Here is a 21,038-nt window from a genome sequence, read left to right on the forward strand (position 1 = left end):
CCCCCCTCCCGGACCCGCCCGACCTGGGCTCATACTGTGCTGCATGACGGAGAGCGAGAGACCGCAGCGTGCCCTGCGGCGCCGGTCGGAGGTGCCGCGCAGCCCGCTGGTTCCGGACTCGGTGGAGGCCGAGATCCGGCGTCACGACTGGGAGGCGATGCGGTGCGGCTGCGGCCGCTCCGCGGGTCATCTGCTGGGCGCGGTACGGGATGCCGCCGAGGGTCATCCCTCCGCGTTCCGTGCGCTGGAGGGTCATGTCTTCTTCGGGGAGGAGCTGAAGCCGCCCGCGCCCGCGGCGTGCGGCGTCCTGATGGCGGTGTGGGCCGCGGGTCCGCCCCGACAGGCCACCCGCGAGGCCCTGCTGTGGACCCTGCTGGCGCTGCTGTGCACCGTGGACGACGGCGGCACCCACGAGGCGGGGCTGCACGGTCAGTGCGCCGCCTTCATCCGCACCGGGACCGACGGCTTCCGCCGCGAAGTGGCCACGGCCCCGGGGTCGGGTGCCGCCGCGTACGCGGAGGGAATCCTGGAGATCCTCGGCGTACGGGCCTGAGGCCCTCGGAACGGAACGGGGCCGTCGCCGGGGCCCCGGGGGCTTCGGCGACGGCCGTGGGCCGGGACGGTCAGGGACAGCTGATGCGGGTGTCACCCGAATCGGTGGTGCACGTGTCGAAGCCGGGGCCGCCGTTGGCCGTGTCGTTGCCGGAGACGCCGTCGGCGGTGTCGAGCCGGTCGGAGCCGTAGGAACCGGTCAGCGTGTCGTTCCCGGCGCCGCCGTACAGGGTGTCGTTGCCGTTGCCGCCGTCGACGTTGTCATTGCCGACGTCGCCGTAGAGGACGTCGGAGCCGTCGCCTCCGCGGATGGTGTCGTTGCCGCCGAGGCCGCAGATCACGTCGTTGCCGTTGGTGCCGACGATGGTCTCACCCGCGCTGGTGCCGATGATCGTGCAGCCGCGGCTGTTGTTCACGGCGGTCGTCGCCGTGGCGGTGTTGTTGGCGGGGACCGGGTCCTGCTCCATGGCGGCGACCGTTGCCCTGTTCGTGATGGTGCCGGTCGACCTGGGTTCCACGGTGACGGTGACCGTCGCGCTCGCGCCCGGCAGCAGCGAGCTCAGCGTGCAGTTGGCGCTGGTGAAGGTGAGGGTGCAGCTGCCGCTGGGGGTCGTGGCCGAGACGAGTGTCGCGCCCGCTCCGGAGACGGTGTCGGACAGCGTGATGCCGGTGGCCGACGCGGTGGAGCCGGCGGCGTTGGTGACGCGGACGGTGTAGGTGACCCGGTTGCCGAGGCTGACCTGGGCCGTTCCCGACTGGCTGACCGAGAGGTCCGCCGCGGGCGGTGGGGGCGGCGGTTCGGTGCCGCCGCCGTCGTAGCGGGCCAGCGCGAAGTCCGTGTCGGGGCCGCCCCCGCCGGCGGCGACGATCTTCCCGTCGGACTGCAGGACCACGCCGCGCGCCGAGTCGGCGCCACCGAAGTCGGTGGTCACCATGCCGTCGCCGCCGAAGGTGGTGTCCGGGCTGCCGTTCGGGTTGCGACGCAGGACGGCGAAGTCGCCGCCGGGTCCGTTGCTTCCGACGAGGACGATCTTGCCGCCGGACGCCGGCGCCATGTCGCTGACCGGTGCCGGGAGGGTCACTCTGCCGTCGCCGTCGAAACCGGTGTCCAGGCTGCCGTCGGGCATGTACCGGGCCATCGAGACACCGCCGGCGGCGACGATCCTGCCGTCGGACTGCGCGGCCAGCGCCTCCACGCCCTCGTAGCCGCCGAAGTCGGTCCGCACGATGCCGTCGCCGTCGAACGTGGTGTCCAGGCTGCCGTCCGTGTTGTAGCGGATCAGGGCGAAGTCGAAGCGGGTCGTCCCGACATCGCCACCTGCGACGATCTTGCCGTCGGGCTGGACCGTCAGGGTGCGGCCCGTGCCCCCTTCCTCGGGGAGGCCCGGAGAGGGATCGGTGGTCACCTCGCCGTCGCCGCCGCCGAAGGTGGTGTCCGGGCTGCCGTCGGGGTTGAACCGGGCCAGGGCGAACCTGCCGCCGGACGTACCCATGGCGAGGATCCTGCCGTCGGGCTGCACCACCACTTCGTAGGCCTCGTTCGGGCCGCCGCCGAAGTCGGTGGTCACGATGCCGTCGCCGCCGAAGGTGGTGTCGAGGGTGCCGTTCTCGTTGTAGCGGACCACCGTGAACCAGCAGCAGTCCTCGTAGTCCTTCCAGCTGCTCCCGACCACGACGATCTTGCGGTCCGGCTGGACCGCCACTCCGTAGCCGTCGTCCCACATGCCGGTGCCGGAGATGTCGGTGGTCACCCTGCCGTCGCCGCCGAAGCCGGTGTCCAGGCTGCCGTCGGGGTTGTAACGGGCCACCGCGAAGTCGCCGGCCGTCGTGTCGTCGGAGGCGGAGCCGGCGACGACGAGCCGGCCGTCGGGTGCCAGCGCCATCTCGTTGCCGCTGTCGGTGCCGCTGCCGAAGTCGGTCAGCACCCTGCCGTCGCCGCTGAAGGCCGGGTCCAGGTCCCCGGGGGCGGCCGTCGCGGTGCCGGGCAGGGACAGTACGAGCGCCAGACAGGCGACCGCGACGGCTCCCGCCCGCACGGCCCGTGGCCGCCTGCGCCGGGCCAGGAACCGGCGGAACGCCGTTCGCGGCGGAGATGTGAACACGGGCATGCGGACCTCTCAGCCTCTCATCGTCCCGCCCTCGCATCCCACGCGGAGCGGGCGTGCGACAGTGTCCCGCCGTGCTCACGGGGCTTTCCCGACGACCGGCCCGTACTGCGCCCACTGGGCGCCGGGGTCCACACCCCCGGGTGACCGGCCGCTGATCACCCGATAAATCGCCGGGCCGCCGCCAGGCAGTCGTGCAGGAGGGCCGGGGTGACCTCCTCCAAGGAGGTCGCGAAGCTCCGCCGCGGCGACCTCGGGACCGGGAGCAGGGACGGCACGACCAGGAGCCCGCAGCCGGCGGCCTCCGCCGAGGCCGCGCCGTCCGGCGAGTCCTCCACCGCCACGCACGCCTCCGGTGCGAGGCCCAGCCGCTCGGCGGCCGCCCGGTACGGGTCCGGGTGGGGCTTGGTCCGGGGGGTGTCGTCGGCGGACAGCGTGAACACGAACGGGACGTGGGCCAGCGAGCCCCCGACCACCGAGTCCACGACCACCCGCGGTGAGGCGCTCACGAGCGCGAAGGGCACCCCGTCGGCCTCCAGGGCGGACAGCAGCCGCTGGGCGCCGGGGCGCATCGGCGCGCCGGCCTCCACCTTGCGGAAGAAGCTCTCGGTGAGGGCGAGCGCCACCTCGTCCGGGTCTCCCCCTCGTGAGACCCGGACGAGGTGTGCGGCGGTGTCCTCGACCGCGCGGCCGACGACTTCCGGCGCGTCCGCGTCGGTGAGCCGGTGGCCGAGGGTGCCGGCGATCTCCTCGGTGGTACGCCACCACAGCACCTCGGTGTCGACGAGGGTGCCGTCCATGTCGAACAGGACCGCGGCGACGGCGCTCACACGGACCTCGCCACGACGAGCACGGGGCGCTCGGCGAGCGCGACGGCTGCCCGCGCGCCGGGGACCAGGGCCTCCGCGTCGCGCGAGGCGAGGTCGGCCTTGACGGCCACGCCGCCCGGCAGTTCCAGGTGGAGGCGGGTGACGGCGCCGAAGAAGGAGGCGGAGACGACGGTGGCGGTGCCGTCGGCGTCGGCGCTCGCGGTCACGTTCTCGGGCCGTACGAGGACCTCCACATCCGAGGTGGCCGGGACCGGCCCGTCGACGGGGAGGCGCGAACCGGCGACCTCGACGAGGCCGGAGTCGGTGAGGCGTCCGGGCAGCCGGTTCATGGTGCCGACGAACTCGGCCACGAACGGGGTCGCCGGGCGTTCGTACAGTTCGGCCGGGGCGGCGCACTGTTCGAGCTTGCCGGCGTTCAGGACGGCGACCCGGTCGGCCATGGACAGGGCCTCCTCCTGGTCGTGCGTGACGAAGACCGTCGTGATGCCGAGGGAGAGCTGGAGGCGGCGGATCTCCTCGCGCAGGTTCGTCCGTACCTTGGCGTCCAGGGCGGAGAGCGGTTCGTCCAGCAGGAGCACGCGGGGGCGCAGGGCCAGGGCGCGGGCGAGCGCGACGCGCTGCTGCTGGCCGCCGGACATCTGGTGCGGGTAGCGGTCGCCGTGGCCGGGCAGGCCCACCAGGTCGAGGAGTTCGGCGGCACGCTCGCGGCGCTGTGCCGCGCCGACCTTGCGGACGCGCAGGCCGAAGGCGACGTTGTCGCGGGCGTTGAGGTTCGGGAAGAGGCTGTACGACTGGAAGACCATGCCGCAGTCGCGGCGGTCGGCCGGGACGCGGGTGATGTCCTGCCCGTCGACGAGGACTTCGCCGGAGTCGGGCTGTTCGAAGCCGGCGACGACGCGCAGTGCGGTGGTCTTCCCGCAGCCGGACGGTCCGAGCAGGGCGATGAGTTCGCCGGGCTCGACGGTCAGGTCGAGTCCGTCGAGGGCGACGGTGGATCCGAAGGCCCGGCGCAGGCCGCGGAATTCGACGCGCGCTCCACCGGTGGGCTCGGCGGGGTCCATGGGCTTCCTGGCCTCGGGGAGGGTTGTGGACATGGCGGGTCAGGACTCCTTGCGGGAGGTGGTGGCCGCTGCGGTGGTGGGGTTGGTCCCGGCCCGGGAGAGGGCGAGCAGCAGCAGCCAGGTGATCAGGAGGCTGAGGACGGAGACGGCCACCGACATCCGGGCCTGGGCTCCGGAGATGGAGACGATCCACACCGCGAAGGGCCGGAAGCCCAGCAGGGAGGCGATGGTGAACTCGCCGAGCACCAGGGCCAGGGTGAGGAAGGCGGCGCCGGCCAGGGAGGCCCGCAGGTTCGGCAGGAGCACGCGCAGCACCACGTACGGCCAGCTCGCCCCGCAGCTGCGGGCGGCCTCGACGAGGGTGGGCACGTCGACGGCGCGCAGGCCGGCGTCGAGGGAGCGGTGGACGAACGGGAGGGCCAGCACGGTGTAGGCGAGGACGAGGACGACGGGGAAGTCCTCGTTCTGGACGGCGATGAACGTCTGGTAGAGCGGGGTCCGCGACAGGTGTTCGGGGCCCCAGCGCAGCACGGTCGTGATCCCGGTGACCAGGGCGATCGGCGGGACGACCAGCGGGAGCATGCACATCACCTCGACGACGGGACGCAGCCGCGGGGAGCCGATGCGTACGGCGACCAGTGCGGGCACCGCGAGCAGCAGCGACAGCGCGATGGTCGCGGCGGCGAGGCCGAGGGAGAGCAGCAGGCTCCGGGTGAAGCCTTCGGCGGCGAGGAGTTCGGTGTAGGCCTCGAAGGTGATGCCCTGGCCGGGCACGTGCACGGTGAAGACGAAGGAGGCGACGAGCGGGAGGAGGAAGTAGGTCCCGGCGAGCAGGAGCACGGCTCCGCGCCAGATCCTCGGGCGGGGCCTTCTCCGGGCGGTCCTCACCGGGGCCCCGGCCTGCTCGGGGGCGCGGGTGGCGGTGGCGGTGGGGGTGGGGGTGGGGGTCATCGCAGCCATCGGGCGCTCCGTCGCTGGAGGGGCAGGTAGACAGCCATGACCAGGCCGGCGATCAGGATCATGTCGAGGCCGAGGGCGAGGGCGACGTTCTCCTGGCCGGTGAGCACGTTCCCGGACAGCGCGTCCGCGATCTTCAGCGTGACCAGTGGCACGGAGCCGCCGAGGAGCGCGGCGGCCGTCGCGTGCGCGGCGAAGGCGGTGCCGAAGAGCAGGACGAATCCGCCGAGCAGGGAGGGCGCGAGGACCGGCAGGCCCACGTGGCGCCAGAACTGCCGTCCGGTGGCGCCGCTGTTCTGGGCGGCCTCGCGCCACTGCGGGCGCAGTCCCTCCAGGGCCGGGGCGATGACCAGCACCATCAGGGGGATGAGGAAGTACAGGTAGACCACGGTGAGGCCGGTGAAGGAGTACAGGTTCCAGCCGAGGTCGGTGAGGTCGCCGAGCTGGGTGAGGACGCCGGAGATGCCCGCGGTGGCGATGAACGCGAACGCGAGGGGCACGCCGCCGAAGTTGGCGAGCACGCCCGAGGCGGTGAGCGCGGCGCTGCGCAGGGCGGTGGAGCGTGAGGTGACCACGGCCTGGGCGATGACGACGCCGAGCACTCCGCCGAGCAGTGCGGTCAGGGCGGAGAGCTGGACGCTGCCGATGAGCGAGCCGAGGTAGGGGCCCTGGAGCGAGCGGGCGAGGTGTTCGCCGGTGAGCCGGGTGGCGCCGCCGTCGGGGTCGGTGCGGGTGACCGCGCCGAAGGCCATGGCGCCGAGGGGGATGCCGAAGCAGAGCCCGGTGAAGACGAGGAGCGGGAGGGTCGCGAGCCAGGTGCGCGGACCGCGCCGCCGGCGGCGGCTGGAGCTGCCGCCGGCGGTCCCCGCGGGACGAGGGGTGGTGGTGGACATCAGGAGAGGGCCTTGTCCCACTTCTCGGCGAGGGTGGCCTTGGCCTTGTCGAGCTCGGTGGAGGCCGGGAAGGACGGGGTGCCCTGGACCTGCGGGAGCTTGGTGACGGCGTCCTTGTCGGCGGTGCCGTCCTGCGTCATGACGGGGAGCAGGACCGGGCGGGCGTGCCCCTTCAGCCACAGGTTCTGGCCCTCGGCGCTGTAGAGGAACTCCATCCACAGGCGGGCGGCGGCCGGGTTCGGGGCCTCCTTGTTGATGGCCTGCGAGTAGAACTGGGCGTAGACGCCGTCGGTGGGGACGGCGACCTTCCAGTCGACGCCCTTGCCCTTGAACTGCTCGGCGTAGCCGGCGTTCAGGTAGTCCCAGTCGATGGAGATGGGCGTCTCGCCCTTCTCGACGGTGGCCGGGGTGGACTCGACCGGGATGAAGTTCCCGCTCTTCTTCAGCTGGCCGAAGAAGTCGATGCCGGGCTGGATGTCGGCGAAGGAGCCCTTGTTGGCGAGGGCGGCCGCGTAGACGCCGCCGAAGGCCGAACCGGACTTGGTGGGGTTGCCGTTGAGGGCGACCTTGCCCTTGTACTCGGGCTTCAGCAGGTCGGCGAAGGTCTGCGGGCAGGTGGTGATCTTCGCGGCGTCGCAGCCGATGGAGACGTAGCCGCCGTAGTCGTTGTACCAGCGGCCGTCGGCGTCCTTCTGGCCGGCCGGGATCTTGTCCCAGGCGGCGACCTTGTACGGGGCGAAGAGGTTCTCGCCGGCGCCGCTGCGGGCGAAGGCGATGCCGAGGTCGAGGACGTCGGGGGCGCGGTCCTGGCCCTTGCGGGACTTGACGGCGGCGATCTCGTCGGAGCTGGAGGCGTCCGGGTTCTCGCTGTTCACCTTGATCTTGTACTTGGCCTCGAAGGCCTTGATGATCTCGCCGTAGTTCGCCCAGTCCGGCGGCAGGGCGATGACGTTGAGTCTGCCCTCCTTCTGCGCGGCGGCGACGAGGGCTTCCAGCGAGCCGAAATCGGCGACCGAGGTGGCGGTGGCCGGCTTCGCGCCGTTCTTGGCGCCGTCGGCACCGGTGGCCCCGGTGTCGGGGGCGGCGCCGCACGCGCTGAGCGTGGTGAGGACGGCGGCGCTGAGCAGTACGGCCGCACCGCGACGGGCGGAGGAACTGAGCACGGTCTCTCCCGGAGACTTAGTGGGGTCCACTTGTCTGAACAAGTTGGCTCCAGTTCGCCCGGTCTCACTGTACGGACGGTGAACGGGGTCTGGACCGGGAGGCACGACTCGACGAAGACACGACAATGACCGAAAGAAGTCGTGACAAGGCGTGTTGGAATGATCATGAATACGGGCACCGAGAGGGTGATCCGTACGCACGCACAGGTGAGGGGGCGAGGAGCATGGGTACGGCCCGGTATCTGGAGATCGCCGACGCGCTGCGCCGGGCGATCCTGTCCGGTCGGCACCCGGTGGGTTCGCAGCTGCCTTCCGAGAGCGACCTCGCCGCGCAGTGGTCCGCGTCGCGCGGAACCGTCCGCCAGGCGGTCGCCACACTGGCCTCGGAGGGGCTGATCGGTTCCCGGCAGGGCGCGCGCAGGATCGTTCTGCGCCATGAGCGGCGGCACAGTTTCGGCGAGCTGAACAGCTTCGCCCAGTGGGCGGAAGGCCTCGGCCACGAGGCCGCCAGCCGGTTCCTCTCCCGTACGCGGCGGGCAGCCACCGCCGAGGAGGCCGAGCGCCTCGCGCTGGAGCCGGGCGCGGAGGTCCTCGCGGTGCTGCGGCTGCGTCTGCTCGACGGTGAGCCCACCATGGTCGAGCGGACCGCCTATCCGGGCTGGATCGCGGCGGCCGTCGAGGCGATGCCCGAGGACTGCCGCTCCATCATGGACCTCCTCGCGCAGGACTCCGGGGTCGTCGCCCACTACGGCGAGCACCTCATCGACGCCCTCCCGGCGGGCAGCGAGGACGCCCGGCTGCTGGCGATCCGCCGCGGCGCCCCCCTGCTGCGGCAGCGGCACGCCTCCGCGACGGCGGCCGGCCGCCCGATCGAGTGGTCCGACGACCGCTACCGCGCCGGTAGCGTCACGTTCAGTGTGAGCAACTCGGCAGTAACCACCCCGCTGGAGCGGCGCACCGGCGACGGTTAGCCGGCGGCCGCTTCCTCGATCGCGGCCGGCAGCCAGTCCGCGACGTGGCCGAAGCCGAAACCCAGGGAGGCGGCCCGGCCGTTGTCCATGGCGTAGGCGCGGTCGAAGGAGAACGGCGAGGCTTCGGCGCCCGCCCCCACGACCCGGTGGTGCGCGCGCCGCCCGAGCCGCTCGGCGACCAGCCCGCTCAGCCCGATCACGTCCAGCGCCCCGTGGGAGGCCGCGTTCACCGGCCCGGTGAAGCTCTGGCCCGCCGCCCAGTACAGCAGCTCCGCGATCTCCGTGTGGTGGATGAACGAGGTCGCGTACGGGAACTCGTGGACGTCGACCGGGGAGCCCGCGGCGATCCGTTCCACGTAGTGCGCGAGGCGCCCCGTGAAGTCCTCGCGGCCGCCGCCCAGGACGTGGGCCGCGCGGACGGAGACGTACGGGAAGACGGGATCGCGCAGGAACACGGCCTCGGCCCGCCGCTTGCCGTCGGCGTACGCGAAGGCGGGGCCGCCGCCCCGCGCGGCCCCGGCCCGGAACAGGTCCAGGGAGTCCTCGGTGACGGGGACCGGGCCGGCGGCGCCGGACGCGGGGGCGAGGGGGGGTGCGGGGGCGGGTGCGGGGGCGGGTGCGGGGAGGGTGGCCGGGTCGTAGACCTCCATGGTGGAGGTCATCACGTACCGACCGGTCCGCCCGGCGAAGACGCGCCGCGCGACGGCGGCCTGCTGCGGCGTGTAGCAGACCTGGTCGATGACGGTGTCGAAGGAGCGGGCACCCAGCGCGGCCCGCAGCGCCGCTTCGTCGTCGCGGTCGGCGACGAGCCCGCGGACGCCGGCGGGCGGGGCGCTGGAGCCACGGTTGAGGAGCGTGACCTCGTGGCCCGCGTCGCGCGCCTTGGTGACCAGGGACTTCCCGAAGTACCGGTTGCCGCCGATGACAAGAATCGTGTTCATGCGGCCGACTCTGCCGCTGTATGGTCCCCAGCGGAACTGCTGATCCGCTGAACCTGTTTGAAGGAATACTGATGATCGATGTGCAGCGGCTGCGCGTCCTGCGTGCCGTGGCCGAGCACGGCAGCTTCAACCGGGCCGCCGGGGCCCTGCTGCTGACCCCCTCGGCCGTCTCCCAGCACATCGCCGCGCTCGAACGGAGCCTGGGCCACCCGGTGGCCGTGCGCAGCACCCGCGGGGTCACCCTCACCGAGCCCGGCCGGCTGCTGGTGGAGGCGGCCGAGGCGATCTCCGCCGAGCTGGACCAGGTCCGCCACGAGATCGACCGGCTGACCGCTCCCCGGCCGCGGCTGACCGTCGCCACCTTCACCAGCGGGGGCCGGCACCTGCTGCCCGCGGCACTGTCCCGGTTCGTGGCCGCGCATCCGGAGGTGGAGCTGACGGTGCGCGAGTGCGAGCCGGAGGACGCCGTGCCGATGGTGCGCGCCGGGGCGGCCGACCTCGCGCTGAGCTATCACTTCGACGGGCCGCAGCCGGCCGGTGCGGGCGGGCGGCCGGGGCTCGACTGGCTGCCGCTGATGGAGGATCCGCTGTGGCTGGTGCTGCCCCGGGGCCACCGGCTCGCCGGCCGGTCCTCGCTGAGCCCGGCCGAGCTCGCCGGGGACCGGTGGGTGCTCGGCTGCCTGAAGACCGAGGCGTTCCTGCGCCGTTACGCGGACCAGGCCGGTTTCGACCTCCTCGTCGGGGCGTCGACCACCGACTACTTCTTCGCGCAGACGCTGGTCGCGGCGGGCGTGGGCGTCTCCCTCGTCCCGGAGGTCTCACTGGTCCCCGGCCCCTCCCCCGAGCTGAGCGTGATCCGGGTCGAACCACCGCGCCCGGCCCGGCACTTCGGGGTCGTGCTCCCCCGTCGGCGCCGACCGCATCCGTATGCCGATGCCCTGGCGGGGGCCCTGACCGCCGCCGCCTCGGCGCGGGACGGGGTCCGCCCGTGAACCACTTCCTGTACGGGCTCGCCGCCAATCCGGAGCTGCCGGCGACGCTCCTCGACCGGCTGCTGGCGCTGGCGGTGGCCGGGGAACCGGAGGCGCAGGACGGGCCGCCGGCCCATCCTGCCGCCGAGGAGCCGGCCCTCGCCCTGGCCGGCCGTCCCGGCCTCGGGCGTGCCCGTGCGCGGGCGCTCGCCGCGCGGTCGGTGGGCACGGCCGTCCAACTGGCGTACGACGGGCAGCTCCACACCGATGACGTCGATCCCGTCGCGTGGCCCGTCACGGCCGTCGCGCTGCTCGACGCCGGTGCCGGCCGGCCGGAGTGGGCCCGCCTCCTCGCCGTGCACCCCGATCCGGGTGTCCGGTGGCGGCTGGCCTCCTGCCCCGGGCTGCCGCCGGACGTCGTGGAGACGCTGGCCGCGGACCCCGATACGGGCGTGGTGGCCGAACTCGCCCTGTGGGCCACGACGACGGAGGTCGCGACCCGGCTCGCCCGTCATCCGCATGCGGAGGTCCGCTGCTCGGCCGCCCTCAACGAGGCCGTGGCCCCGGCCGCGCTGGCCGCACTGATCACCGGCGAGGGCCTCGAACCGGCCGTGTCCTGCCTGGTCTGCGAGGCCAAGGACATCCCCTTCACGCATCACCCGTACTGCCCGGATCCCGCATGCGAGCTGCGGCCGGGCGCCGAGTGCGACGGGACGCACGGCTCGACGGTCCTGGAGACCTGGCAGCGGGCGGCGCGCAACCCGGCGACACCGGCCGCCGCGGCGGCCTCCCTGGCCGGTCATCCTTCGATGCTCGTGCGCTGGGAGCTGGCCGAGCGGGCGGATCTGCCGCAGGAGGTCTACGCCCGGCTCGCGGAGGACGACGTCCCCGGTGTCCGGCAGGCCGTCGCGGGGAACCCCGCGATCGGCGAGGATCTGGTCCGCGCCCTCGCCGCCGACGGCTCGTACGAGATCCGCCGGGCTGTGGCCCACCACCCGGGCCTGCCGCTCGACGTGCTGGCCGAGCTGGCCCGTACCACCCGGATCGGACCCGTGCTGCTCCCCCGGATCGCCGGGGCCCCGGCCTGCGAACTCACGGAGCTCGCCGGATCGCGGTACGCGGCGGTACGGATGCTCGTCGCGCAGCGGCGCGATCTGCCGGCGGAGCTGCGCGACGCGCTGGCCGCCGATCCGGACGCGGCGGTGGTCGCGTCGGTCGCGCCGCACCCCGGGCTGTCCGAGGAGCGGCTCCGTGCGATGGCGGCGGCTCACGGCGGACGGGTGGCGGCCCGGGTGGCCACCAACCCGGATGCCCCAGGAGCGCTGCTGGCCGAGCTCGCCCGCCAGGAGCCGCCCGTACGCAAGGCCCTCAAGGCGATCGCCGTCCACCCTCACGCGACGGCGGAGGCCCTGCTGCCGTGCCTGGCCGACCCCGGGGCGGCCCCTCTCGCGGCCCGCCACCCGGCGCTGGCGCCCCCGGTCCTCCTCGGCCTGCTCGCCGACGCCGGCACCGACGCTCACGTCGTGGAGGCGGCGGCCGCGAACCCCTCCCTCCCGCTCCCGGTGATGGAGGAACTGATGACCCGCTACGGCGAACCGGGGGTCACCAGTCCCGTCTCGTAGGCGATGACCACCGCCTGGGCCCGGTCGCGCAGGGACAGCTTCGCGAAGATACGGGCCACATGGGTCTTCACCGTGGCCTCGCTCAGCGTCAGCGCCTGGGCCAGTTCCGCGTTGGAACGGCCGTGGCCCATCAGGGTCAGCACCTCCCGTTCGCGCGGGGTCAGCGCGGCGAGTTCCGGGTGGTGCGCGTCGGCCCCGGGTCCGGGCCCGCAGCGCTCCACGAGCCGGCGGGTGATGGAGGGCGCGAGCAGCGCGTCCCCGGTGCCGACGAGGCGGACGGCGGCGGCGAGGTGCTCGGGGGTGACGTCCTTCAGCAGGAACCCGCTGGCCCCGGCGGCGAGGGCGGCGTAGACGTAGCTGTCGAGGTCGAAGGTGGTCAGCATGATCACCCGGCAGTCGGGGGCCTCGGCGAGGATCCGCCGTGCGGCTTCGAGACCGTCCATGTGGGGCATCCGGATGTCGAGCAGCACGACATCGGGCCGCGTACGCCGCACCAGTCCGATGGCCTCCAGCCCGTCGGCGGCGACCCCTACGACGTCGATCCCCCGGGCCGTCAGGATCAGCCGGAAGCCGGTACGGACGAGCTCCTGGTCGTCGGCGATCACCACCCGCGGGGTGGGCGCGGGCGGGGCCGAGGGTGAGGGCAGGGCCAACGTTGCGGGCGGGGCCGACGGCGCTGTCGGTGCCGCGGGAGCGGCTCCCGGCTCGGGCAGCGGCCTGGTCACGGGCGCTCCAGCGGGAGGCGTGCCCGCACGCGGTAGCCGCCGCCCAAGCGGCGCCGGGCGTCGAAGTCCCCGCCGTAGACGGCGACTCGTTCGCGCAGGCCGAGCAGTCCACGCCCGGTTCCGTCCGCCTTGGCCGGTACCGACGAGGGCGACCCCGGCCCCTCCGGCGTCCGAGGAGCAGGGGCCTGGGCGGAGCGCCGGGCTCGGACCGCACCCGTGTCGCCCTCCGCACCCGCGGCCGGCACGCTCGGCCCGCCGCTCAGCACCTCCACGCGCAGCGCGTGGTCCGCGTACCGCACCGTCACTTCCGTCCTGCCCCCGTTCCCGTGTTTGAACGCGTTGGTCAGCGCCTCCTGGATGATCCGGTACGCCGTGACGTCGATCCCGGCCGGCAACGGCCGGGGTTCCCCGGACACCCGTACCTCCACCGGCAGCCCGGCGAAGGCGAACTTGTCGATCAGTGGGCCGAGCCGGGACAGGCTCGGCTGCGGTTCCGTGGCCGCCGTGCCGGCGGCGCCCGCGGCGTACGGCTCGTCCCTGCCGTCCTGCGCCGGCGCCAACAGCCCCAGCAGGTGCCGCAGTTCCGTCATCGTGGTCCGTCCGGCCGTCTCCACGGCGCCCATCGCCGCGGCGGCCTCCTCCGGCAGGGTGTGCAGCACTTCCCGCGCGGCGCCCGCCTGGACCACCATCAGGCTCACGTTGTGGCTGACGATGTCGTGGAGTTCGGCCGCGATCCTGGCCCGTTCGGCGTCGACCGCCGTACGGGCCGCGCTCTCCCGCTCCCGTTCCAGCAGCCAGCCTCGCTCCCCCATCGCCTCCGCGTGCGCCCGCCGGGCGCGTGCCAGGGCCAGGGCGAGCCCGGCCGCCACGACCGTGGCCAGGCACGCGGCGGCCACCGCAGTGATCGTTCCCACCCTCGCACCCCCTGTCCGTCCGCGCGTCATTCTGCCGGACGGCTCGTGTACATCCCCAGGACGACCTGCCCGGACCTTTACATCCCGGGGCCGACGCACCGCCCGCGCCGATCGCTCTAGGTTCGGGCCATGACAACTGATCAAAGCAGTGGACGACACGTGGTGGTGCGGCTGGACGGCGTGCACAAGGAGTACGGCGACACGAAGGCCCTGAACGGGCTGTCACTGGAGATCCGGGCGGGGGAAGCGGTCGCCGTGATGGGCCCCTCCGGCTGCGGCAAATCCACCCTCCTCAACATGGTGGCCGGCCTGGACCGGCCCACCTCGGGCCTCGTCGAGGTGCACGGACAGGACCTGGGGCTGCTGAACGAGACCGGACTGGCGCTGTTCCGGCGCCGCGACATCGGCATGGTCTTCCAGTTCTTCAACCTCATCGACGATCTGCCGGCCCTCGACAACGTCGCGCTGGCGGCCCAGTTGACCGGAACCCCGGCCCGCCAGGCGCGCCGCCGGGCCCTGGAACTGCTCGACGAGCTGGGCGTGGCCGCGCGGCGCAACAACTATCCGGCGACGCTGAGCGGCGGGGAACGCCAACGGGTCGCCGTCGCAAGGGCTTTGATGAACCGGCCCGCGCTGCTGCTGGCCGACGAGCCCACCGGCGCGCTCGACAGTCGCGCCGGCGAGCAGGTGATGGACCTCCTGATCGACCTCAACCAGATCGGGCAGACCCTGCTGATCGTCACCCACGACCAGGAGCTGGCCACGCGCTGCGCGAGCCGGCTGGTCGAGATGACCGACGGCCGGGTGGCCCGCGAGACCGCCCTGGAGGCGAGCGCGTGAGCGCCGTGTGGAGGGCCTCGCGGGCCGCCGTCAGGCGGCGCAAGGTCCAGACTTTCGTCATCGGACTCGTCGTCCTGTGCTCCACCACGACCGTGCTGCTGGCGCTGGGGCTGCTCGCCTCCTCCGCTCCGTTCGACGCGGCGTACGCCGCCCAGCGCGGCGCGCACGTGGTGGCCTCCTTCGACACCGCGAAGGTCACGGAGGCCCAGCTGGCGCGGACCGCCGGGCAGCCGGGTGTGGAGGCGGCCGCCGGGCCCTTCGGGCAGGCCGTCGTCGCCAAGCCCGAGGGCTGGCTCGGGTCTCCCGGCGGCTCCCTCGTCGTGGTGGGCCGGGCCGACCCGGGGGGTCCCGTCGACCGCGTGGAGATCCTGCGGGGCCGGTGGGCCACCGCCCCCGGCGAGATCGTCGTCAACTGGCCCTTCAACGGCATCCCGAACCCGGAGCTGCTCGGTACACGGCTCCCGGTCCCCGGCGCCGCACCCCTGACCGTCGTCGGATTCGCCACCGGCATGAGCCAGGCCGCGGGTGCCTGGGTCACGCCCGGGCAACTCGCCGAACTCCACCCGGGTTCGGCCCAGATGCTCTACCGCTTCACGGACTCCTCGGACGAGGAACAGCTGCGCTCCGGCCTCGCCCGCGCGACGGAGGAGCTGCCCGCGGGCTCCCTCACCAACACGCAGGACTACCTCACCCTCAAGCAGGCGTTCTCGGCACTGGCCGATGCCTACCTCCCCTTCGTGTCGCTCTTCGGTGTCCTCGGCCTCCTCGTCTCCGGCCTGATCGTCGGGAACGTGGTCAGCGGGGCGGTGGTCTCGGGGTACCGGCACATCGGTGTGCTCAAGGCGCTGGGCTTCACCCCGAACCAGGTCGTGGGCGTCTACCTCACGATGATGTCCGTGCCCGCGTTCGCCGGTAGCGTCCTCGGCACCGTGCTGGGCCATGCCCTGGCCGGGCCCGTCCTGAAGGTCTCGTTCTCGGGAATCGCCACGGGCCGGGCCTCTGTCGGCGCCGTCCCCGCGTGGGTGTCCGCCGCGTGCCTGCTCGGGATGCCCGCCCTCGTGCTGCTCGCCGCGCTCGTCCCGGCCCTGCGGGCGCACCGGCTGCCGGCAGCCCGGGCGATCAGCGCGGGCGGTGCGCCACGTACCGGGCGCGGGCTGCGCGTCCAGCGGATCCTGGGCTTCACCGAGCTGCCGCGCCCGGTCAGTCTGGGCCTGGGCCAGCCGTTCGCGCGGCCCGGCCGGGCGCTCCTGACCATGGCGGCCATCGTCCTGGGGGTCACCACCGTGACCCTGTCGACCGGGCTGACCAGCACGATGCTCGCGCTGAGCGGTACCGGTCGGGACGACGGCGGCGCCCGGATCCTGGTCCACGCGGACCGGCAGGGGGACCGGCCCCCGCCGTCTCTCGGCGACGCGCAGATCGAAGAGCACCTGCGGTCCCTCCCGGGCGCCCAGTACGTACGGGCCCGTGGGCTGGCCGAAGTGGGCCTGGTCGGGCAGACCCAGCCCGCCTTCGCCGACTTCTACCGCGGGAACGACCCCTCGCACGCCTACGAGATCGTCGAGGGGCGACGGCCGGACGCGGCCGGGGAGATCGCGGCCGGGCCGTCGTTCCTCACCCAGCGCGGGCTCCGGATCGGTGACCGGGTCGTCCTGGAACTGAACGGCAGGCGGACCCCCACGACCGTCGTGGGCAAGCTGATGGACGGCAACGCGCGCGCCCTGGAGGCGACGTGGGAGACCTATGAGCGGCTGGCACCGGGTTCCCGTGCCATCGAGTACTACGTGAAGCTCTCCCCCGGCGCCGACGTGGACGCCTACACGGCGGCGGTCGAGGCGGCCGACCCCGGACTGTCCACGTCCGTGGGGGGCGGGGCGAACGCCGCCACCTTCACCGTGGTGACCTTCTCCACGGTGTTCACGGTGCTGCTCAGCGTCGTGGCGTCGCTCGGCGTCTTCAACACGGTGCTGCTGAACACCCGCGAGCGCCGCCGCGATCTGGGCATGCTCAAGTCCATCGGGATGACGCCCCGCCAAGTGGTGCTGATGACGGTGACCTCGGTGGCGGGACTGGGCGTGGTGGGCGGACTGCTCGGGCTCCCGCTGGGCATGGCGGCGCACCGGCTGGTCGTCGACCACGTCGGGGTGGTGGAGTTCCCCGAGTCCATGAAGGACGTGTGGCACGCGCCGCAGCTGGCTGCGATGCTGCTCGCCGGTGTGGCGATCGCCGTGCTCGGCGCCCTGCTCCCGGCCCGGTCGGCGGCCCGGATGACGATCGCCACGGCCCTGCACACCGAGTAGCGGGGCGGCTCAGCGGGTCGCGGCCTGCTCGACGGCGTGCTCGTCGACGATGCGGCCGTCGCGCAGTTCCACGACCCGGTCGGCGAGTTCGATCAGCGCCGGGTCGTGGGTCGCGACGAGGGCGGTGACCCCCTCGCTGCGCACCACCGCCCGCAGCAGCCGCATGATCGACCGGCCGGTCTCGGAGTCGAGCTGGCCGGTCGGCTCGTCCGCGATGATCAGATCGGGCTCGTTGGCCAGGGCGCGGGCCACGGCGACGCGCTGCTGCTGCCCTCCGGAGAGTTCGCCGGGGCGCTGATCGGCGTGTTCGGCGAGGCCGACCAGGGCGAGCAGGGTCCGGGCCCGCTCCTCGCGCTGCAGGGCGGGGACCTTCCGCAGCCGCATCGGGACCCCGACGTTCTCGGCGGCCGTGAGGACCGGGATGAGGCCGAAGGACTGGAAGACGAAACCGATCCGGTCGCGGCGCAGCGCCAGCAGCCCGGACTCGTCGAGGCCCGCGAGGCCGGTGCCGTCGAGGCAGACGGTGCCGGCGGTCGGGGTGTCGAGTCCGCCGACGAGGTTGAGCAGGGTGGTCTTGCCCGAGCCCGACCGGCCCTTCAGCGCGGTGAGTTCCCCCCGGCGCACCTCGAAGGAGACCCCGCGCAGCGCGTGGACGGCGTTCGGGCCGCTGCCGAAGCTGCGGTGGACGTCGTCCACGACCACCATCGGCGCCTCGGCCGGGCTCTCCTGATCCTGCGTCATGACGTCTGCTCCCCCTGGACGTTAACCGTTCGGTTTCGAATTTGCTCACCTGTCACATCCTTCGCGCAAGTCCCTTCCCCTGTGCTTTCGAATCTGACAAAGTCGTCCGCTATCCGGTGCCAGAGGTCCGGACGGGGGAGGAACACAGCACATGCTCGGCTTCGTCATGCGCCGGCTGCGCGGGCGATTGCCGCTCGCCACCGCCGTTCTGCTCACCGTACTCATCACCACCACCGTGCTGACGGCGCTGTTCGCGTTCACGCGCGAAGTGGGCGAGGCAGGACTGCGCCAGGCGCTCCAGGGGCCCGGCCGGGACCGGAGCACGGTCCTCCTGACCGCCGAGCATCCGGTGACCGCCCGCCCCGCGGACGACGAGGCCGTACGGGCCTTCGCCGGCGAGCTGTTCGAACGGCTTCCGGTGGCCTCCGAGAGCATGGCGCGCAGCCGTCCGTACGGGATGCCCGGCGCGAACGGGGCCGGCAAGGACACCGATCTGACGCTGCTCGCCTCCCTCGACCGCGAGCGGGCCCGGCTGCTGGCGGGCCAGTGGCCGCGGCCGGCCACCGGTCCGGACGCCTCGCGCACCCAGGTGGCCGTGCCGCGGTCGGCGCTGACCCGGCTCGGGCTGACGGAGGCGGCCCTGCCGGCCGAGGTCCGCCTCGACGACCGGTACGGCGGAGCCCCGCTCACCGTGCAGGTCACCGGCGTGTACCGGGCGGCCGAGCCGGAGGCTCCGTACTGGCGCCTCGACCCGCTCGGCGGCCGCGAACTGCAGGTCAGCACCTTCACCACGTACGGGCCGCTGCTCGTCGACGACACCGCGTTCACGGCGGGCGGAGTGCCGCAGAACAGCCGGGGCACCCTCCTCACTCCCGATTTCACCACCGTGAGCCCCGACCGGGCGCAGGGGATACGCGAGCGTTCGGCGGGCCTCGCGGCCGGGGCCCGCGGCAGCAGCGGCGTCAGGGGACCCGACGGGTTCCAGGTCAAGACCGAACTGCCGCATCTGCTGGACGAGTTGGCCTCCGGGCAGCGGGTCGCCCGATCCACGCTGCTGGTCGGCGCGCTGCAGCTGGCCGTTCTCGCGGCGGCCGCCCTGCTGCTGGTCGCCCACCTCCTGACGGACCGCCAGGAGCCCGAGCGGGTCCTGCTGGCCGCGCGCGGCGCCTCCCGCATCCGCCTCGGCGCGCTCGGCGCGGCCGGGTCGCTGCTGCTCGCGCTGCCCGCCGCCGTGCTCGCGCCGCTGCTCACACCGCCCCTGCTGCGGCTGCTGGCCGGCTTCGGCCCGCTGGCCCGGGTGCCCCTGGACACCTCGGGGCACTGGCTGATGTGGCCGGTGGCGGCGGCCTGCGCCCTGGCGTGCGTCCTGCTGACGGCACTCCCCGCCATGCTGCGCGGCGTCGGGGCCGTGGCCCTGCGGGTCGGCGGGCGGCGGCAGGCGCTGGTCGCCGGGGCCGCCCGCTCCGGCACCGACCTGGCGCTGGTGGCGCTCGCCGTCCTCGCCTACCAGCAGCTCGCGCAGTACAGCGGCGACGGGGCCGAGGCCGCCGCCCCGGACGGCGGGTTCGGGGTGGACCCGGTGCTGGTCGCCGCGCCGACACTGGCCCTGTGCGCGGGCACGCTGCTTGTACTGCGGCTGCTGCCGTTCGCGGCGCGGCTCGGCGGGCGGATCGCTGCGCGCGGGCGCGGCCTGGGACCGGCGCTGGTCGGCTGGCAGCTCGCCCGCCGGCCTGGCCGGGCCACCGGGCCGGTGCTGCTGCTCGTACTGGCCGTCTCCAGCGGGGTCCTGGCACTCGGCCAGCACACCGCGTGGTCCGCCTCCCAGCGTGACCAGGCCGGCTTCGCCACCGCCGGGGGCCTGCGGATCTCCGGCAGCGACCTGGCGCCGCTGGGGCGGAACGGGCGGTACGCCTCCCTGCCCGGAGGCGAGCGGGTCATCCCGGTGGTCCGTGAGAAGCAGGACCTGCCGGGCGGGCGGACCGGGCAGGTGCTGGCCCTCGACGCGGCCGGGGTGGCCGAACGGGTCCCGCTGCGCGCCGATCTGCGGGAGGGGCGCTCCGTGCACGAGCTGTTCACCCCGCTCGTGGCGGGCGGGGGCACGGCCGCCGACGGCATCGAACTGCCCGGCCGGCCGGCCCGGATCGACCTGGACGTGACGGTACGGGCCTCCGGTGAGGGCGGCCGGCCGGGGCTCGGGGTGCTGCTGCGGGACCGGTTCGGCTCGACCCACCGCACGCCGATGACGCAGCTGCCCGAATCCGGGGACGCCACCGTCTCGCTGGACCTCGGCGCCCTCACCGGGGCCCCGCTCGGTTCGGCGGCCACGCCGCTGCGGGTCGCCGGGCTGGTGTTCTCGTACGGGCTGGAGGACCGCCGGATGCCGGGCCGGGACATCCCCGCCCCGCCCGAACAGCCCGGCGAGCTGACCGTGCGCCGGATCTCCGCCGCCGACGCTCCCGGGGCGGCCGCGGTGGCCGCCCGTGCCGCTGCGGGCGGCTGGACCCTGGGCGCCCCGCAGCTGACCGGCGGCGGGCGGGCCGGCGAGCTGCTCCCGGCCGGACCGGACGAACTGGTACGGGTCCGCTACCGGGGCGGCGCCGGAAGCGTCGGCGGTGTCCAGCTGGGGCTGCTCGCGGGCGGCGCCCCGGTCGCGGAGCTACCGGGGATCGCCACGCGCGGCTACCTCGCCGCCGTGGGCGCGGGCGTGGGCGACGTGGTGCCGGTGCCGCTGGGCGGGAACAGCGTGCCGGTGCGGATCACCGCCGCCGTGGGCTCGCTGCCGGTGGCCGGCGACACGGCCGTGGCCGTCGATCTCGCCGCCGCCGGACGGCTGTTGGCGGCCGACACCGGGCGGGAGCTGCCCGCGGTAGCCGAGTGGTGGCTGCCGGCCGCCTCCGGCGAGGACCCCGTGCCCGCGCGGGCCGCCGCCGAACTGCGCTCCGGTGCGGGGGCGCAGCGGGTGGAGCTGCGCGAGGAGGTCGCGGCGGGGCTGCTGGACGATCCGCTCAGCGCGGGCCCGCAGAGCGCGCTGGCCGCGCTCGCGGTGGCCTGTGCGGTCCTGGCCGCGATCGGCTTCGCGGCCTCGGCGGCCGCGGCCGGACGGGAACGGGCCGCGGAGTTCGCGGTGCTGACGGCCCTGGGGACGCCCAGGCGGCGCCTCGCCCGCACGGTCGCGGCCGAGACCGGCGCCCTGGTCGCCCTCGGGACCGCCGTGGGGGTGGGGCTGGGTGCCGTCATCGTGCACCTGGTGGTGCCGCTGGTGGTGCTGACGCCCGCCGCGCGGCGCCCGGTCCCGGAGGTCCTGGTGGACCTGCCGACCGCCGCGACCCTGCTCCTGGCCGCCGCGATCGCCGCGGTGCCGCTGCTGTCGGCCGTCCTGGGCGGCCACCGAGACCGAGGCGTGGCCGACCGGCTGCGGCACGTGGAGGAATCATGAGCCGCCCCACCCCCTC

The 21,038-nt window shown here is 74.2% G+C and carries 17 protein-coding genes; 7 read left to right on the plus strand and 10 right to left on the minus strand.

Going from position 1 to position 21,038, the window contains the following annotated elements; all coding sequences use genetic code 11:
• Nucleotides 1-43: 43 nt before the first annotated feature.
• Nucleotides 44-553 (plus strand): hypothetical protein, encoded by a 510-nt coding sequence (locus ACZ6Y1_RS04430; RefSeq protein ID WP_469622669.1) that lies wholly within the window; start codon nucleotides 44-46, stop codon nucleotides 551-553.
• A 70-nt stretch (nucleotides 554-623) separates the two neighbouring features.
• Here ACZ6Y1_RS04430 and ACZ6Y1_RS04435 read toward each other — a convergent pair whose 3' ends face one another.
• The 6 genes from ACZ6Y1_RS04435 to ACZ6Y1_RS04460 all read right to left on the minus strand — a co-directional run bounded on the left by ACZ6Y1_RS04435 (nucleotide 624) and on the right by ACZ6Y1_RS04460 (nucleotide 7,561).
• The gene (locus ACZ6Y1_RS04435; RefSeq protein WP_469622672.1) at nucleotides 624-2,654 is read right to left on the minus strand and encodes a calcium-binding protein; all 2,031 of its coding nucleotides are present in this window, start codon (nucleotides 2,652-2,654) and stop codon (nucleotides 624-626) included.
• Between the two features lie 161 nt (nucleotides 2,655-2,815).
• Nucleotides 2,816-3,457, minus strand: coding sequence for an HAD family hydrolase (locus ACZ6Y1_RS04440; RefSeq protein ID WP_469623670.1), 642 nt, complete (start codon nucleotides 3,455-3,457; stop codon nucleotides 2,816-2,818).
• Nucleotides 3,458-3,483: 26 nt separating this feature from the next.
• The gene (locus ACZ6Y1_RS04445; protein WP_469622675.1) at nucleotides 3,484-4,581 is read right to left on the minus strand and encodes an ABC transporter ATP-binding protein; all 1,098 of its coding nucleotides are present in this window, start codon (nucleotides 4,579-4,581) and stop codon (nucleotides 3,484-3,486) included.
• 6 nt (nucleotides 4,582-4,587) lie between these two features.
• On the minus strand, nucleotides 4,588-5,499 hold the full coding sequence (locus tag ACZ6Y1_RS04450; protein ID WP_469623673.1) for an ABC transporter permease: 912 nt from the start codon (nucleotides 5,497-5,499) through the stop codon (nucleotides 4,588-4,590).
• The gene (locus ACZ6Y1_RS04455; protein ID WP_469622678.1) at nucleotides 5,496-6,398 is read right to left on the minus strand and encodes an ABC transporter permease; all 903 of its coding nucleotides are present in this window, start codon (nucleotides 6,396-6,398) and stop codon (nucleotides 5,496-5,498) included. The genes ACZ6Y1_RS04450 and ACZ6Y1_RS04455 overlap by 4 nt, the downstream gene beginning before the upstream one ends.
• The gene (locus ACZ6Y1_RS04460) at nucleotides 6,398-7,561 is read right to left on the minus strand and encodes an ABC transporter substrate-binding protein (protein WP_469622682.1); all 1,164 of its coding nucleotides are present in this window, start codon (nucleotides 7,559-7,561) and stop codon (nucleotides 6,398-6,400) included. The genes ACZ6Y1_RS04455 and ACZ6Y1_RS04460 overlap by 1 nt, the downstream gene beginning before the upstream one ends.
• A 224-nt stretch (nucleotides 7,562-7,785) precedes the next feature.
• Between ACZ6Y1_RS04460 and ACZ6Y1_RS04465 the strand changes: the two genes are divergently transcribed.
• Entirely contained in the window at nucleotides 7,786-8,532 is a 747-nt protein-coding gene (locus ACZ6Y1_RS04465) for a GntR family transcriptional regulator (RefSeq protein ID WP_469622684.1), read from the plus strand.
• On the opposite strand, the gene ACZ6Y1_RS04470 is transcribed toward ACZ6Y1_RS04465, so the two are convergent.
• On the minus strand, nucleotides 8,529-9,473 hold the full coding sequence (locus tag ACZ6Y1_RS04470; protein ID WP_469622688.1) for an NAD-dependent epimerase/dehydratase family protein: 945 nt from the start codon (nucleotides 9,471-9,473) through the stop codon (nucleotides 8,529-8,531). The genes ACZ6Y1_RS04465 and ACZ6Y1_RS04470 overlap by 4 nt on opposite strands.
• A 71-nt stretch (nucleotides 9,474-9,544) precedes the next feature.
• Here ACZ6Y1_RS04470 and ACZ6Y1_RS04475 point away from each other — a divergent pair, with 71 nt between their 5' ends.
• Nucleotides 9,545-10,465, plus strand: coding sequence for a LysR family transcriptional regulator (locus tag ACZ6Y1_RS04475; protein ID WP_469622691.1), 921 nt, complete (start codon nucleotides 9,545-9,547; stop codon nucleotides 10,463-10,465).
• Complete coding sequence (locus ACZ6Y1_RS04480; protein WP_469622694.1) at nucleotides 10,462-12,066, plus strand: hypothetical protein; 1,605 nt, start codon at nucleotides 10,462-10,464, stop codon at nucleotides 12,064-12,066. The genes ACZ6Y1_RS04475 and ACZ6Y1_RS04480 overlap by 4 nt, the downstream gene beginning before the upstream one ends.
• Here the strand turns inward: ACZ6Y1_RS04480 and ACZ6Y1_RS04485 are convergent.
• Together ACZ6Y1_RS04485 and ACZ6Y1_RS04490 are read right to left on the minus strand one after the other, a co-directional pair.
• Nucleotides 12,030-12,713 carry a response regulator gene (locus tag ACZ6Y1_RS04485; RefSeq protein ID WP_469623677.1) on the minus strand — a complete coding sequence of 228 codons (684 nt, stop codon included), beginning with the start codon at nucleotides 12,711-12,713 and terminating at the stop codon, nucleotides 12,030-12,032. The genes ACZ6Y1_RS04480 and ACZ6Y1_RS04485 overlap by 37 nt on opposite strands.
• A gap of 74 nt (nucleotides 12,714-12,787) precedes the next feature.
• Nucleotides 12,788-13,705 (minus strand): sensor histidine kinase, encoded by a 918-nt coding sequence (locus ACZ6Y1_RS04490; protein ID WP_469622697.1) that lies wholly within the window; start codon nucleotides 13,703-13,705, stop codon nucleotides 12,788-12,790.
• A gap of 129 nt (nucleotides 13,706-13,834) precedes the next feature.
• Here ACZ6Y1_RS04490 and ACZ6Y1_RS04495 point away from each other — a divergent pair, with 129 nt between their 5' ends.
• Together ACZ6Y1_RS04495 and ACZ6Y1_RS04500 are read left to right on the plus strand one after the other, a co-directional pair.
• A complete protein-coding gene (locus ACZ6Y1_RS04495) occupies nucleotides 13,835-14,545 on the plus strand; it encodes an ABC transporter ATP-binding protein (protein WP_469622701.1) in 711 nt (236 codons plus the stop codon).
• Nucleotides 14,542-16,845: an ABC transporter permease gene (locus ACZ6Y1_RS04500; protein ID WP_469622704.1), complete on the plus strand. Its 2,304-nt coding sequence runs from the start codon at nucleotides 14,542-14,544 to the stop codon at nucleotides 16,843-16,845. Before ACZ6Y1_RS04495 ends, ACZ6Y1_RS04500 begins: the two co-directional genes overlap by 4 nt.
• A gap of 9 nt (nucleotides 16,846-16,854) precedes the next feature.
• On the opposite strand, the gene ACZ6Y1_RS04505 is transcribed toward ACZ6Y1_RS04500, so the two are convergent.
• On the minus strand, nucleotides 16,855-17,586 hold the full coding sequence (locus tag ACZ6Y1_RS04505) for an ABC transporter ATP-binding protein (protein WP_469622709.1): 732 nt from the start codon (nucleotides 17,584-17,586) through the stop codon (nucleotides 16,855-16,857).
• A gap of 151 nt (nucleotides 17,587-17,737) precedes the next feature.
• Here ACZ6Y1_RS04505 and ACZ6Y1_RS04510 point away from each other — a divergent pair, with 151 nt between their 5' ends.
• A complete protein-coding gene (locus tag ACZ6Y1_RS04510) occupies nucleotides 17,738-21,022 on the plus strand; it encodes an FtsX-like permease family protein (protein ID WP_469622712.1) in 3,285 nt (1,094 codons plus the stop codon).
• The last annotated feature ends 16 nt before the right edge of the window (nucleotides 21,023-21,038 follow it).

Source organism: Streptomyces sp. NPDC053432 (assembly GCF_055585365.1).